At 27.7% G+C, this 14,123-nt stretch carries 15 protein-coding genes; 9 read left to right on the top strand and 6 right to left on the bottom strand.

Annotation, left to right across the window (positions count from 1 at the left end):
- Positions 1 to 201 precede the first annotated feature (201 nt).
- The 7 genes from I4V16_RS13560 (at position 202) to I4V16_RS13530 (ending at position 7,584) form a co-directional block, all read left to right on the top strand.
- Complete coding sequence (locus I4V16_RS13560; protein ID WP_049178593.1) at positions 202 to 600, top strand: DUF6762 family protein; 399 nt, start codon at positions 202 to 204, stop codon at positions 598 to 600.
- A gap of 45 nt (positions 601 to 645) precedes the next feature.
- On the top strand, positions 646 to 2,442 hold the full coding sequence (gene pepF, locus I4V16_RS13555) for an oligoendopeptidase F (protein ID WP_195966891.1): 1,797 nt from the start codon (positions 646 to 648) through the stop codon (positions 2,440 to 2,442).
- 100 nt (positions 2,443 to 2,542) lie between these two features.
- Positions 2,543 to 3,679 (top strand): NAD/NADP octopine/nopaline dehydrogenase family protein, encoded by a 1,137-nt coding sequence (locus I4V16_RS13550; RefSeq protein WP_195963546.1) that lies wholly within the window; start codon positions 2,543 to 2,545, stop codon positions 3,677 to 3,679.
- A gap of 168 nt (positions 3,680 to 3,847) precedes the next feature.
- Entirely contained in the window at positions 3,848 to 4,747 is a 900-nt protein-coding gene (locus tag I4V16_RS13545) for a DUF368 domain-containing protein (RefSeq protein ID WP_049178590.1), read from the top strand.
- 73 nt (positions 4,748 to 4,820) lie between these two features.
- Positions 4,821 to 5,162, top strand: a complete 342-nt coding sequence (locus tag I4V16_RS13540; protein ID WP_111937764.1) for a hypothetical protein — start codon at positions 4,821 to 4,823, stop codon at positions 5,160 to 5,162.
- Between the two features lie 179 nt (positions 5,163 to 5,341).
- Positions 5,342 to 7,264: a hypothetical protein gene (locus I4V16_RS13535; protein WP_111937765.1), complete on the top strand. Its 1,923-nt coding sequence runs from the start codon at positions 5,342 to 5,344 to the stop codon at positions 7,262 to 7,264.
- Between the two features lie 131 nt (positions 7,265 to 7,395).
- Positions 7,396 to 7,584 carry a hypothetical protein gene (locus I4V16_RS13530; RefSeq protein WP_027099457.1) on the top strand — a complete coding sequence of 63 codons (189 nt, stop codon included), beginning with the start codon at positions 7,396 to 7,398 and terminating at the stop codon, positions 7,582 to 7,584.
- Positions 7,585 to 7,647: 63 nt separating this feature from the next.
- On the opposite strand, the gene I4V16_RS13525 is transcribed toward I4V16_RS13530, so the two are convergent.
- From I4V16_RS13525 to I4V16_RS13500, 6 genes are all read right to left on the bottom strand, one after another.
- Positions 7,648 to 7,791 (bottom strand): hypothetical protein, encoded by a 144-nt coding sequence (locus I4V16_RS13525; protein WP_165438817.1) that lies wholly within the window; start codon positions 7,789 to 7,791, stop codon positions 7,648 to 7,650.
- 11 nt (positions 7,792 to 7,802) lie between these two features.
- On the bottom strand, positions 7,803 to 8,024 hold the full coding sequence (locus I4V16_RS13520; RefSeq protein ID WP_165438816.1) for a hypothetical protein: 222 nt from the start codon (positions 8,022 to 8,024) through the stop codon (positions 7,803 to 7,805).
- Between the two features lie 14 nt (positions 8,025 to 8,038).
- On the bottom strand, positions 8,039 to 8,452 hold the full coding sequence (locus I4V16_RS13515) for an EamA family transporter (RefSeq protein WP_049178606.1): 414 nt from the start codon (positions 8,450 to 8,452) through the stop codon (positions 8,039 to 8,041).
- 96 nt (positions 8,453 to 8,548) lie between these two features.
- Complete coding sequence (locus tag I4V16_RS13510) at positions 8,549 to 9,286, bottom strand: TIGR03915 family putative DNA repair protein (RefSeq protein WP_195572316.1); 738 nt, start codon at positions 9,284 to 9,286, stop codon at positions 8,549 to 8,551.
- A 3-nt stretch (positions 9,287 to 9,289) separates the two neighbouring features.
- Positions 9,290 to 10,639: a putative DNA modification/repair radical SAM protein gene (locus tag I4V16_RS13505; RefSeq protein ID WP_195572314.1), complete on the bottom strand. Its 1,350-nt coding sequence runs from the start codon at positions 10,637 to 10,639 to the stop codon at positions 9,290 to 9,292.
- A 116-nt stretch (positions 10,640 to 10,755) separates the two neighbouring features.
- On the bottom strand, positions 10,756 to 12,291 hold the full coding sequence (locus tag I4V16_RS13500; protein WP_195631990.1) for a hypothetical protein: 1,536 nt from the start codon (positions 12,289 to 12,291) through the stop codon (positions 10,756 to 10,758).
- Positions 12,292 to 12,369: 78 nt separating this feature from the next.
- On the opposite strand from I4V16_RS13500, the gene I4V16_RS13495 reads away from it, so the two are divergent.
- Together I4V16_RS13495 and I4V16_RS13490 are read left to right on the top strand one after the other, a co-directional pair.
- Entirely contained in the window at positions 12,370 to 13,353 is a 984-nt protein-coding gene (locus I4V16_RS13495) for a rhomboid family intramembrane serine protease (protein WP_195572310.1), read from the top strand.
- Positions 13,354 to 13,405: 52 nt separating this feature from the next.
- Complete coding sequence (locus I4V16_RS13490; protein WP_111937770.1) at positions 13,406 to 14,014, top strand: hypothetical protein; 609 nt, start codon at positions 13,406 to 13,408, stop codon at positions 14,012 to 14,014.
- Positions 14,015 to 14,123: the final 109 nt, after the last annotated feature.

Genomic DNA, 14,123 nt, shown 5'->3' with positions numbered 1-14,123 from the left:
GTTGGATAAGAAAATATTACCATATTTTTACAAATGATGAAATAAGAAATGTTTTTCAATATTTAACAATTATTTTGAGTATCTTTTAAAAAAGTTGGATTTTTATCATATTTTTATTGGTACTATTGCCTAATTTGACTAATAAACTCTATAATAAAGGAAGATAATATAATGTAAGCAAAATTGAAAGGAAGAAATTATATGGATTTTTCAAGTTTAGTTTTAATGGAGAAAGATAAGGAAACAGGATTTATAACTAAAGAGCTTGGAAGCTTTGAAGTTAATGAAGGTGCTTTATATGTTAAAAAGCTATTTGTTTTAGATAATGAGGTAAATTTATATTTTGATACAAATAAAGATGTTGAAGAATGGGAATACTCAGCAATATATGATCTTTTTAATATAAAAAGATTTGAAGAAGAAGGTTTTAAAATTGAAGAGGAGTTAGATGAATATAACCCAACGTTTATTCTTAAGTTCCCTTATAAAGAAGAACATTTAGAAATGAAAGATGTATTAGATAAAGCTGTAGAATTAATAAATGAAGAAATGGAAAAAGTATTTTTAGCCATAGAAGGCAAGGAAGAAGAATACATATAAAAGGTAATATATGAAGGGAGGGAGCCTTTAATTTAAGGCGAAAATATGGAAGATAATAAAGTTGTAAAGAAAAGAGAAGAGATAAACTTAGAAGATAAGTGGAAATTAGAAAAAATTTATGCAAATGAGGATGCTTGGGAAAAGGATTTTAATATCTTAAAGAAGGAAAGTCCAAAGCTAAGAGAGTTTGCTGGAAAATTAAATGATAAAGAAGAAATTCTTAAATATCTAGAGCTAAATGAAAAAGTATCAAGACTTGGAGAAACATTATATGTTTATGCCCATATGAAATCAGATGAAGATACTTCAAACCAAAAGTATCAATCATATATGAATAAAATTGATGCTTTTATGGCTGAGTTTGCAAGTTATGGAGCTTTCTTTGTGCCAGAGATACTTGCATTACCAGATGAATTTATTAAAGATCTTATAAAGAATGACGAAAGATTCAAGATTTATGAGTTTATGTTAATGGATATCTTAAAGGAAAAGCCACATATATTAACTAAGGAAATGGAAGAATTACTTGCATTAGCATCTGATTGTTTAGATGCACCATCAAGCATACATAATATGCTTACTAATGCAGATATGACTTTTGGAAACATAAAGGATGAAGATGGAGATGAAGTAGAACTTACAGAAGGAAATTACTCAAGTTTTATAAAGAGTAAGGATAGAAGTGTTAGAGAAGCTGCATTTAAAAGATTGTTTGGTGAATATAAGAAGTTTGATAACACATTAGCTACTACATTAACTTCATCAGTTAAGAGTTTTAACTTTAGTGCAAGGGTAAGAAAGTATGAATCACCAATTGAAGCATCACTTTCTCCTAATGATATTCCAGTGTCAGTTTATGAGAATGCAATTAAGACTATTAATGATAATTTAAGTTCTCTTCATAGATATGTAAAGATAAAGAAAAAACTTTTAGGTTTAGAACAAATGCATATGTATGATTTATATGTACCAATAATTGAAGTAGAGAAAGAAAAGATATCATTTGATGAAGGTGTTAAGCTTGCTAATGAAGGTCTTAAACCACTTGGAGAAGAATATTTAAATCTATTTAATGAAGGTATTAATAGTGGTTGGATTGATAAATATGAAAATAAGGGTAAAAGAGGTGGAGCTTATTCTTGGGGTGGATATGACACCATGCCATATGTACTACTAAATTACCATAACGAATTAAATGATGTTTCAACTCTTGTACATGAAATGGGACACTCATTACATTCATATTATTCAAGAAAAACTCAACCATATTACTATGCAGGGTATACTTTATTCTGTGCAGAAGTTGCATCAACAACAAATGAAGCACTTCTAATTCATTATTTAATTGAAAAAGAACAAGATAAGAAAAAGAAGCTTTATTTAATAAACCAAGAATTAGAACAAATTAGAACTACTGTATTTAGACAATTAATGTTTGCAGAATTTGAACTATATACACATAATGTATTAAATGCAGGGGAAGCTTTAACAGCTGCAGATTACTCAGCAAAATGGCATGAGTTAAATGCTAATTACTTTGGACCAGATATGGTAGTTGATGAAGATATAGATATGGAATGGGCAAGAATACCTCATTTCTATTCAGACTTCTATGTATATCAATATGCTACTGGATATGCAGCAGCATCAGCATTTGCAAATGCTATTTTAGAAGGCAAAGAAAATGCAGTAGAAAAATATAAAGGATTTTTAAAAGCTGGTGGAAGCAAGTATCCAATAGATATTTTGAAGGATGCAGGAGTTGATATGACAACATCAGAGCCCCTTGAAGCTACAATCCATAGATTTAATGAATTGTTAGATATGTTAGAGGAGTTTTAATTAAAAAATTTTAATGATATAAAAAGGGGCTCTTATAGAGTTCCTTTTTTATTATTATTTGTTATTAAGATATATTCACAATATTAGGAAGGATGATTTTATGAATATTTGTATTGTTGGAGCGGGAAATATAGGTACATATTTAGCTACTTATATATCAATGAAAGAAGGAAATAAGGTATGGCTTCATACATCTAAGCCAGAAGTTTTTAAGGAAGAAATAACTTTAGTAGAAGAGGAAAAAAATTTAAGACATAATGTTAAGGTACATTCCATAACATCAAGTTATGAAGAGGCAGTTAAAAATGCAGATTATGTATTAATAACATATCCATCTTTTATGATAGAAGAAACACTGAAAAAAATAATTCCATATTTAAAGGAAGGAACTGTAGTTGGAGTTATACCAGGTTTTGGAGGTAAGGAATATTTAATAGATGAATTACTAGAGAAAGGCTGTATTTTCTTTGGAAGTCAAAGAGTACCTTCAATTATTAGATTAGAAAAGTACGGTGAGTGTGTTCTATTAAAGCAAAAAAATGAATTTATGAAGTTAAGAGTTATACCAAGCAAGTATTCTGATAAGGTATGTGAGGTTATGACAAGCTTTATTGATATTCCATGTTTACCTTTAAGTAATTATTTAGCTATAACATTGTCACCATCAAATCCAACAATGCATCCATCAAGATTATATGAATTATTTAATGATTATGTTGAAGGAGAAAAGGTATATCCAAGAAATCCATATTTTTATGAAGAGTGGGGTACTTTAGCTTCTCAAACATTATTAGATTTAGATGATGAATTAACAGAAATTTTTAATTCATTAAATGATAATAATGAGTTTTATGAAGAAGATATGGAAAAAATAAAGAAGAGATACGGAATATCTACAGCTAAAGAATTATCTGAAAAAATAAATACAGCTCCAGGATTTCAAGGGATAGATTCGCCAATGGTAAAGATAGAAGGAGGATTTATTCCAGATAAAAATTCTAGATATTTTGTTGAAGATATTCAGTTTGGTCTTTGCATAATTAAAGCCTTCGCTGAACTGTGTAATGTTGAGACTCCAACTGTGGATAAGATTATTGAATGGGGACAAAAGTTAGTAGGAAAAGAATATTTAGTTAATGGAAGTCTTAATGGAAGAGATAAAGGTGAATTAATGATACCACAAGCCAAAGGGATAAAAACTAAAGAAGAGTTAATAAAATATTATAAAAACTTATAAAATTAAAACTAATAATAAAGCTTGCAGATTATAAATGTGAGCTTTGTTATATTAAAACTTTTTTAAGATTCTAAATATGAATTGTATTTTTTAAATTTTGACAATATAATTAAATCTAGTGACAAATTTTAAAATAAGTAAAAATAGTAGTATCGGAGGAAGTAAGAGGTGTACATTATTAATTTTATAAGAGGCTTTTGTATGGCCTTAGCTGATAGTGTTCCAGGGGTTTCAGGTGGGACTATAGCTTTTATATTAGGATTTTATGATAAATTTATTAATTCATTAAATTCTCTAGTTTCAACAAAGAGTAATAAGGAAGAAAAATTAGAGTCATTAAAGTTCTTAATAAAGATAGGTATCGGATGGGCTGTAGGTATGGTACTAGCAGTGCTATTTATATCATCAGTGTTTACAACACATATTTACAAAATAAGTTCTTTATTTTTAGGGTTTATAATTTTTTCTCTACCATTAATATTTAGAGAAGAAAAGGCAGAAATAGTAGGTAAGTACAAGAATATAATTTTTGCAGTAATAGGTATTTTATTAGTTGCTGCAATAACATATTTTAATCCAGCAACAAGTGGTGGAACTGGTACAAATCTTTCATTAGACAATTTAAATATTGGGTTAATAGCGTATGTATTTGTAGTTGGAGCTATAGCAATTTGTGCTATGATATTACCTGGTATATCAGGTTCAACACTATTATTAATATTTGGAATATACGCTCCAATTATGACAGCTGTAAAAAGTGTTATTAAATTTGATTTTAGCTATTTACCAATAGTTATAGTTTTTGGGCTAGGAGTAATTACAGGTATAGTAAGTATTATAAGACTTCTTAGATATTTATTAGCAAACCATAGATCCAAGGTAATATATACAATTATTGGTTTAATGATTGGGTCATTATACGCAGTTGTTATGGGGCCAACTACCTTAGAAATTCCTGAAGCTCCAATGGGATTTGGGGAGTTCAGTATTTTATTCTTCTTATTAGGAGGAGCATTAATACTTGGTTTAGAACAATTAAAGAAGGTTTTAGATAAGGGTCAAGAATAATAAAGGGGTGTTACAAAATGATTGATAATCTTGTAACACCTTTTTTAGTTTAATAATAAGGCAGGAGAAGTAGATGAACATAGCAGAAATATATAATGAATATAATAATTTAAATAATATGTTAGTTATTTATGTAGAAGATTTAGCTAAAAAAGAGTTTGATGGTGAAGATGAAGAAACAGTAATTAATATGTTGTCATCTTTCAAGAGTAATTTAGAGTATCTGTTTGATAAATGCAATGCTATAGAAGCTGAGGATGATAATATAAAAGATTTAAAATATTTTTTATTTGATGCACTTTTATTTACAAGAGATGTAATAGCATTTTATAAAGTTAAAGAATTTGCAAGAATAAAGATGAGAATAACTAATTATGTAGCTAAGAAAAGAAGAGCAGAAATGTTTCAAAGATAGAAAGTAATATATAATAAATTATGAGAAACTGTTAAGGCAGTTTCTTTTTTTTATTACCTTTAGTATGAGTGGGGTGGATATTTGTTTTGACGGAACAAGCAAAATAAATATCCACCCAACTTTTTTCATATAATCAATTAATGGTAAAATAATAATGAGAATTTATATAGGAGGATACTATGGGGATAATTGACAAGTTAAAAAAGAGGAAAATTATTAAGGAAGAAGTAAAAGTGGAGGCAAATATAAAAGAAGAAACAATAGAGTGCTATGATGCTTATGGAAGAAAGATAGTTATCTCTAAGAATGAATGGAAAACAAAAATATTACCTGATCAGCTAAAGAAATACAAAGATGATGATAATGCACTATACAATATAATACTATCATCTATAAATGATGGATTTATAAATGAAGTAGTTGAGTATGCTGAACATTTAAAAGAAATAGATAGGATAAAAGAAAGAGGATATACTATTTTAGCTATAGTATATATGAAGTTATTACAATATGATAAATCTGAAAATGTATTACTTGAGTATATAGATAAGTATGGGAAGACAGGCACTATACTTACTAATTTGGCAAAGGTGTATTATGGACAAGGACATGAAGATAAGGGGTTAGATACTTTATGGGAGGGTATATATCTAGAGCCCAATCAAACTAATGGATTAATGTGGCTTAAAGCAATTTATAATGAAAAAGAAGGTAAGGAAGCTGAAATTAAAATCTTAGATGAAGTGAGTAAGGTAAGTGGAAGCTGGTTTCCTCAAGTGCTAAAGGGGAAAATGTACTTAGATAATAAAGAAATAGACAAGGCATTAAAGGAATATAGAAGCATAATGGAAATAGTAAAGGATAATGGGTATGCTCTTTCTATAATTTCAGGTGATTTAGGGGCTTCTGGATATGCTGATATTATGGTTAGAATGATGTCTCCTATATATAAATTAGATATTCATGGAATTGATATGGGAATGAATTTGCTAAGAGGTTATTTAGTTACAAAAGATATTGAAAATGGGGAGAAACTTTTAAGCATGCTTTTAAAGTTAGAAAGACCTGATTTAAAGAACTATCTTATGAATATATATAATGAATTTGAAAAAATGAAGGGGGAATCAACAGGAGAAGAGTTAGGTGAAATATCTATATCTTTACTAACATATGATTCTCCTTTATGGTATTACTCTTTAGGGGAACCAACTTGGTTACTTCCTAAAAAATCTAAGGATTGCAAAAAGGTTATAGTTTTAGCTTATGCAAATGAAGGGATAAAAGAGGAAAGTAAAGGTCATATTCAAAGAGAAGACTCAATAGGAAGGTTAACAAGGGCTCTTCCATTTTATTTAGGAGAAAAAATACAACATGAAACAGGGTTATGCTTAAATGTTATAATACCTACAATAAAAGATGTGGGACCAATAGTATCAAGAAAACTATATGAAGACGATTATGTAAAAGATTTATTGGTTAAAAATGATGGGGATTATATAGTTACAGGTGGAATAAGAGAAGAAGAGGATTCTATTTATATAGAAAGTTATATTTATGATAAGTTTGAAAATAAGCTTAAAATAAATAAGAATTTAAACAAAATAAGTTTTGGTAGTGAATTTAATGATATGATTAGGGAAATAATAGATAGCCTAAAGGTTGAATTAGTACATTGTGAGGAGTATTATAAAACTCCAAAAGATAATTTAGTTAGCTTATATATACAATCATTAGCTCAATTATTAAGCCAAAGTTTAGTGAGAAATGAATACTGTAAGAAGGACTCCTTATGGGGAGAAAGAAATATTCTAAACTGGTATTTGAATGTAGCAGTTGAAAATATGGATTATCCACATTTTAAGCTTATTTTGCTATCAGGCATAGCTGCTGCTAAGGAATATGGTTCTTCAATATACTTAGAACTGAAAAATGAGGTTTTAACCCTATTTAAGGAGAAGGATGAGCTTGGATTATCAGAGAAAATGATGCCATTATTATATAAAATATATGATATGAATACAGAACTTGAACATTGTAGAAAAGAGCTAGTATTAAAAAATAGTAATGATAGTGATTATAAAAAATGGCTACAGAAACTATAATAATGTAGAAAAGCAGGAGATATATTAAAATTGAGAATAGGAAATATCAAAGTATATAAAATAAAAATTCAATAACCTTAATGTATATGATATAATATCTAAAGATTTTCATATTCATAAGGAGGATTTTTATGTTTAGTAAGGAAGAACTTTTGGTTATAGAAGATGCTTTAAAAATTGCAGATAATGAATATATGAGATTATTAGAAGAGAATAGAAATAATAAAAATAGGATGGTAGCTTATAATAGAAAGCAAAAAAGTCTTTGGTTAGTTCAAAATAAGTTGAAGAAGATATTACAAGAAAATAGAGAAAAGTAGTTAAAAATAAATAGAAGAACCTATAAATAATATAAGGGATGTAGCTATACTACATCCCTTATATTATTTATAGGTTGTGTGAGTTGAAGGTTCATCTTCTCCAAAAGGACTCTTTTGATGAGCCTTATTATTTATTTCTTTAGAATAGTTTGATGAAGTAGGATCAGACTTAGTTTTTTTATGTTTGCAACCACAATTACATGACATATTGATTCCTCCTATTTATTATGAGATAACTTAGATCTCTTAGTGTATTTTTTACCATTAGCATGGGCACCTATTTTCTTACCGTTTTCGATACCTATTTCAGACCCAGCTTCAGAATACATTTTCCTAAGTTCAGCATTAGATTTAGGATGATCTTTAAGTCTATTTTTATTATTATCCATAAAACTTCCTCCTAGAACAACTAAAAGTTTGTACACTAATAGCTTATCCATTCTTAAAAGAAATATTATAATATTAAAACGAAAGTACCTATGGTAATAAGTAGTCCACCTATTAAAGTTTTAGCTGTTATGGCTTCTTTTAGGATTACAAAAGCTAAAACCATGCTAATAACAACACTAAATTTATCTATTGGTACAACTTTTGAAGCTTCTCCTAACTGAAGTGCTTTATAATAAAATAACCAAGATAGACCTGTTGCTATTCCAGATAATATTAAGAATATCCATCCTTTAGTTGTAATATTGCTAATTCCATATTGTTGACCTGTAAGGAAAACTAGTCCCCAAGCCATAATGAGTACAACAACTGTACGAATTGCAGTGGCTAAATTAGAATTTACACCATCAATACCTATTTTAGCTAGAATGGAGGTTAATGCTGCAAAAAGAGCAGATAATAAAGCAAAAACTATCCACATTTTATTTCCCCCTTTTATAGAAGATATCTTTAACATAAAAACATCCCTTTCTATTATATAACTATACTTTATTATAGTATTATTTTAGTGTCATTTCTATTGGAACTCACTTAAGTGTTTCCAATATCTTAGAGGCATCATGCGCTTTTGTAATTTAGAATTTTTACGTTCCTTTATTGTAGTAGATTCAAAATAGCACTCCCATAAATCTACGTATTCATCTTTAGTACCTTTAAAAAGGTTATAGTCATCTACTGTCATATTAACAATTTCCCAGGATCTTTTATTATATATTAAAGCTTTTTCACGATTTATGTCATGAATTATAAAATACTCATTAGAAAATCTGGAACTAAAGTGGGTGGCAATTAGTTCTAAGATATCATTGTCAGGTTCAATAGAAGAGTATAAGAATTTATTTTCAATTAAAGAGAAACGTATAAATCCTTCAAACCTATGAGCTTCTAGATAAACCCTTCTTCTAATATCTTCTACTATTTTTACTATATCTAAATTAAGAAAAGCATGAATATCCTTTCCAAGCTTAAAAGCAGTTTTTGTATATTTTAGTGCTATAGTACCAGCATCTTTGTTATTACTAAGAAAGACTATATACAAGTTTTGTAAAGTTTTGGAATCAATTTTTGTTATTATTGCATTCATTACCTTTTTGGTTTTGATTTCATCAGTTTTTATATAAATGATTTCGTCTAATAATAGAGCACTGTAGCTTTCAGATTTAAAGATACCAATAGGAGGAACTTTTGAGTAAAAGCTATCATATATAGCTGTTAATAATCCTTCAAAGGTACCATCATATAAAAATGTCTTCATAAATTATAACTCCCCGTTAAAAGATGATAATCTATCACTTAATATATTAATATTAGTTGATGGAAGAATAATTCCAGATGATGTAGAATTATCATTATTATAGTCATCAAAAAAAGAAATTTGATTTGGTTCAGGTGAATTTTTCTTTGTATTTTGAGATAATAGTTTTTTCTTTATTCTATGATCATCAAAGGCAACATCTCCATAGTATTTACCTGAACAGGTTATAAAGTATTTAGCTCTTTTTAAAACAATTCCTAATCTTTTTAAATCCTCATAAGTTAATCTGCAAACTCTTCTTGTTTTAATTATTCTTCTTGCAGATGTTACTCCAATTCCAGGGATTCTAAGTAAAGTTTCATAAGAGGCTTTATTAATTTCTATAGGGAATTCATTAAAGTTATTTAATGCCCAATAAGTTTTAGGATCAAAATTTAAGTCAAAGTTATCATTCTCATTTTTTAATAATTCACTAGCTTTAAAACCATAAAATCTTAACAACCAATCAGCTTGATAAAGTCTATGTTCTCTAACCATTGGAGGATGAGTGATTTGAGGTAAAAGTGGGTTGTCTTTTATAACTGGTACATATGCAGAAAAATATACCCTCTTTAACTTGAATCTATCATATAAAGATTGAGTTAAATTTAGTATTTTATAATCACTTTCGGGAGTAGCACCTACTATAAGTTGAGTACTTTGTCCTCCAGGAACAAAAAGGGGAGTAGATTTAATATTCTTCTTTAATTCTGTATGGTTAATGATAGAATTTTTAATAGTTTTCATTGGCAAAAGTATTTTTTCTTTACTTTTTTGAGGAGCTAGTAGTTTTAGGCTATTACTTGATGGCAATTCTATATTGACACTCATTCTATCAACATATAAACCTGCCTCTTTAATTAAGTATTCATCAGCTCCAGGAATAGCTTTTAAATGTATATAGCCATTAAAGTTTTTTTCTAACCTAAGCTTTTTTACTGTTTTTAAAAGAAGTTCCATTGTATAATTTGGATTTTTTACTATAGCTGAACTAAGAAATAATCCTTCAATATAATTTCTTCTGTAAAAGTTTATAGTTAAGTCACACACCTCATTAGGTGTAAAACTAACTCTTTGAAAATCTTTGGAATATCCATTTATACAGTACTTACAGTCATAGATACAATCGTTAGAAAAAAGTATTTTTAATAAAGATATACAGCGACCGTCAGGTGTAAAGCTATGGCATATTCCACTTTCAGATGCATTTCCAATGCCGTTAATCTTGTTTTTTCTTTTTGATCCAGAAGAGGAACATGAAACGTCATATTTAGCAGCATTAGAAAGAATTTTTAATTTATCCATAAGGTCCATGAAAAATGTACCTCCTTAATAGAGAATGTATGTTCCTATATTAACTTATATTATATACGAATATACGTTCTTTCTCAAGAAAAATAAAAAAGCAACTAATTTTATTTTAGTTGCTCTTAAAAGGATGTTTTTAGTATCGTAATTATTTCTTTTATATTATTAATATCTATAGGAAATTCAAATGTTGAAAAAGATAAATCTGGATTATCATGAGTCAATGATTTCATATAATCTCTTACATTTGTACTATCTTTAATTGCATGAATTACATAAATGTGATTGCTATTAGATAAAAATACTTTATCTAACCTATCAGAGTTCTTGATTATATGCTTTTCTACATCTACTTGGGAGTTATTTTCAATTATATTTAATGTAAAAGAAACCTTGTTTGAAATAAGTAAATCCAGTGAAGAAATAAAGCTTTCAATATTTTCAATACTTTTAGGAATTAAATCTATATATTTATAGTTTTGAATTAAAAGTAGAGAAATAGATTGTTGAACATCTGATAAATTATTAATTAGGTCATAAGATTTATTTGAAATTTTTGGCTTTATCAAGATAAAAGCAAGGGGTTTTGAATTGTAACATATAGGAACGATTATAAAGTTTGAATTTAATAAGTTAAAGTTATAAATAAAACTAAAGTTATTTTTTAGTCTATATCCGTTAATAATATTAGAATGTTCTGCTTCCAAAATATGCTTTAATTCATTTTGATTATTTAAATCTAGTTTTAAGTTGTTTAAACTTATATTTTCTTCACATCTATAACAAATAGGAAATACATACCTATAATTTTCGAAAATAGGATAGATGCTTATAAGGGAAGATGGAATTAATTCGCTTATTACATCTATATAACTATAAATTTTTTCTACAAAGTTATTATTTGGAGATAGAGATATCAAATAACTATCTTTAAGCTTACTTAAAAATCTATTGTTAGAATTAATTCTATAATTTTTTATAAATAAATAACATATTGTAGTGTTTAACAGAAATATGGCTAGGATAGGTGGATAACCTAATATTGTATAAAGTACTAGCCCTAAATATGTAAAAATTGTAGAGTAAGCAAAGTTTATAAGTATAGATATAACATTATCAAGTAAGTGTTTATTTTCATGTTCTGTTAAAGGAATAATATAGCTCAAATATCTTAATAATAGATAAAATATGTGTTGAAATATATTAAATATTACTATTTGTGAAAATAGTAAGGGTGCATCATTAATAAAGTGAGAAAATACTATAAAGGCACCATTTGCTAAAAATAGAGAGTTAATTATAATTAAAACTTCATTAAACTCAGGACTATTAAAGAAGTAAGATGTTTTTTTATAGTAAAAGTATAATATTCCCTTCTTTAGCAATTCGCTAACTATTAATATAATTAGGGTTGTTTTTAAGTCATAAATAAAAACGGATGAAATAAGTATAAAATCATAAAAGAGAATAGGTGTATTTGTAACTTGCTTTTTCCAACACAGTAGAAGAGCAAGTAGTATTATTAATATTGTCAAAAAAAGTATATCAGTAAGGGAAAACGGTTTGTATTCTTCTATAAAAAAAGCTGCTAAAAGCGAAATTACACTAGATAGTATTAGTATATTTTTAAATATTTTATTAAGTTTATTTGTTTTCATGTGTATTCTCCTTAAACGAGGTCTATTATATAATTATATAAAAAAAGTGTTACATAATAAAGTGATGAGGAGAGGAATATGAATAGATTGAAAGATAAGTTCTTTAGTTATATTACAGCTAAAGAAGGTTTTTATGTAGAGTTTTATATCAGTCAGTATAGGAATACCCAAATGACTATTGCATTAAAAAGATTTCCCCAAGGTATTTATGCAATAATACTAACAGATGATAAGTATGAAAATATAGATTATAACGAAGCGTTATATTATCTTAAGCAAAAGGGGGAGGGATTTAGTTTACATACTATAGTTTTTACAAGCGAGAGTATATATAATCCTTCATATTCTATTGATAATAAAGTTGTAGTAGATTACTCATCTGGGAAAATCTTATATTGTGATCAAGGATGTGAACCTATTGTAGGAATAATAAGAAATGTTACAGGTAATGATGAAAAGATAGTAAGTGAGTTTAAAAGATATTATATAACATATACACTGATTATTGTTAATGTGGCTCTTTTTATTATATGTGCTTTAAAATCAAGAAATATTTTTGATATAAATCCTTACGTATTATTAGAGATGGGAGCAAAGTATAGACCTCTTATGTATTTTACTAATGAATGGTGGAGATTGATAAGTTGTAATTTCTTACATGGTGGAATAGTACATTTAGCATTTAATATGTATGCATTGTACATTATAGGAAAACAGATAGAAGATTTATATGGTAAAAAAGCATATATTATAATTTACTCATTATCTGGATTAGGAGGTAGCATTTTAAGCTATTATTTAGCTCCAACATCTTTATCAGTTGGTGCTTCTGGAGCTATATTTGGTTTGTTGAGTGCGCTTTTAGTATATGCTTATAAGGAAAGAGGAAGAATACAAAAAGGAGCAATTTCAAATTTACTCTTTGTTATTGGTATTAATCTTTTATTTGGATTAAGTATGCCTAATATAGATAACTATGGACATATTGGTGGGATAGTTGTAGGAGCAATATCATCCTACTTGATTTATATCATATTAAAGAGACAAGGGAAAGTTGTTTAAATTGGTTTTATACATTATTATATAAATGTAATAGAGATATAGGAGATTAGATATGAAGAAGAGGTTAGGTTATCATTTAGTATGTACATATATATTTTATGTACTTTTAGCAGTGACTTTTGTGTGGGACTATTTCTATAGAGACGGGGAAAAGTTATGGCGAGTTGGGCTAATATATATAACTATATTTGCTGCAAGATTTTTATTTTCAAAAACATTTTTGAGAAAATCTAAAGGAGCTTATGTTGTTACTTTAGTATTCATATTCTTTGCAATGTATTTAGCTAATGTAATGAACTTTTATGCATTTGAGTCATATGATAAGATTTTACATTTTGCGTCTGGAATATTATTAGCATTCTATGGACTTATTTATTGTGTGTATCTATGTGGAGATCAGAACAACAAATCTATTAACCCAATTATTTTAGTGGCATTTCCATTTTTATTTTCTGTTGCTTGTGCAGGCATATGGGAATTATGGGAGTTTGCAACTGATAGTATATTTGGATTAACAGCTCAGAACGGATCATTAAATGATACTATGTGGGATATTATTTGTGGAACTATTGGAGGAATTATTTCCTGCACATTTATTTATCTACATATTAAGATTAAGAATGTAAAATTTATTCAAACTATAATAAATGAAATGAAGTAAAAGAAGCGCCGTTATTGGTGTTTCTTTTTTTCTAAGTGCGCCCAGCATGGGCGTACACTAATCGGTGAAAGTCCGTAACGGGGGCTGATAGTGCCAACCGTATAGCTTA

The sequence above is a fragment of the Clostridium sp. 1001283B150210_160208_E6 genome, assembly GCF_015669365.1.
Lineage (GTDB): Bacteria > Bacillota > Clostridia > Clostridiales > Clostridiaceae > Clostridium > Clostridium paraputrificum.
This window is presented reverse-complemented; position numbering and strand designations above follow the sequence as displayed.

Bases quoted from the DNA above. Each gene is read 5' to 3' on its own strand.
- pepF (WP_195966891.1), top strand. From the start codon at position 646: ATGGAAGATAATAAAGTTGTAAAGAAAAGAGAAGAGATAAACTTAGAA.
- I4V16_RS13560 (WP_049178593.1), top strand. From the start codon at position 202: ATGGATTTTTCAAGTTTAGTTTTAATGGAGAAAGATAAGGAAACAGGA.
- I4V16_RS13530 (WP_027099457.1), top strand. From the start codon at position 7,396: ATGTTTAGTAAGGAAGAACTTTTGGTTATAGAAGATGCTTTAAAAATT.
- I4V16_RS13540 (WP_111937764.1), top strand. From the start codon at position 4,821: ATGAACATAGCAGAAATATATAATGAATATAATAATTTAAATAATATG.
- I4V16_RS13515 (WP_049178606.1), bottom strand. From the start codon at position 8,452: ATGTGGATAGTTTTTGCTTTATTATCTGCTCTTTTTGCAGCATTAACC.
- I4V16_RS13505 (WP_195572314.1), bottom strand. From the start codon at position 10,639: ATGGACCTTATGGATAAATTAAAAATTCTTTCTAATGCTGCTAAATAT.
- I4V16_RS13495 (WP_195572310.1), top strand. From the start codon at position 12,370: ATGAATAGATTGAAAGATAAGTTCTTTAGTTATATTACAGCTAAAGAA.
- I4V16_RS13535 (WP_111937765.1), top strand. From the start codon at position 5,342: ATGGGGATAATTGACAAGTTAAAAAAGAGGAAAATTATTAAGGAAGAA.
- I4V16_RS13500 (WP_195631990.1), bottom strand. From the start codon at position 12,291: ATGAAAACAAATAAACTTAATAAAATATTTAAAAATATACTAATACTA.
- I4V16_RS13550 (WP_195963546.1), top strand. From the start codon at position 2,543: ATGAATATTTGTATTGTTGGAGCGGGAAATATAGGTACATATTTAGCT.
- I4V16_RS13510 (WP_195572316.1), bottom strand. From the start codon at position 9,286: ATGAAGACATTTTTATATGATGGTACCTTTGAAGGATTATTAACAGCT.
- I4V16_RS13525 (WP_165438817.1), bottom strand. From the start codon at position 7,791: ATGTCATGTAATTGTGGTTGCAAACATAAAAAAACTAAGTCTGATCCT.
- I4V16_RS13490 (WP_111937770.1), top strand. From the start codon at position 13,406: ATGAAGAAGAGGTTAGGTTATCATTTAGTATGTACATATATATTTTAT.
- I4V16_RS13520 (WP_165438816.1), bottom strand. From the start codon at position 8,024: ATGGATAAGCTATTAGTGTACAAACTTTTAGTTGTTCTAGGAGGAAGT.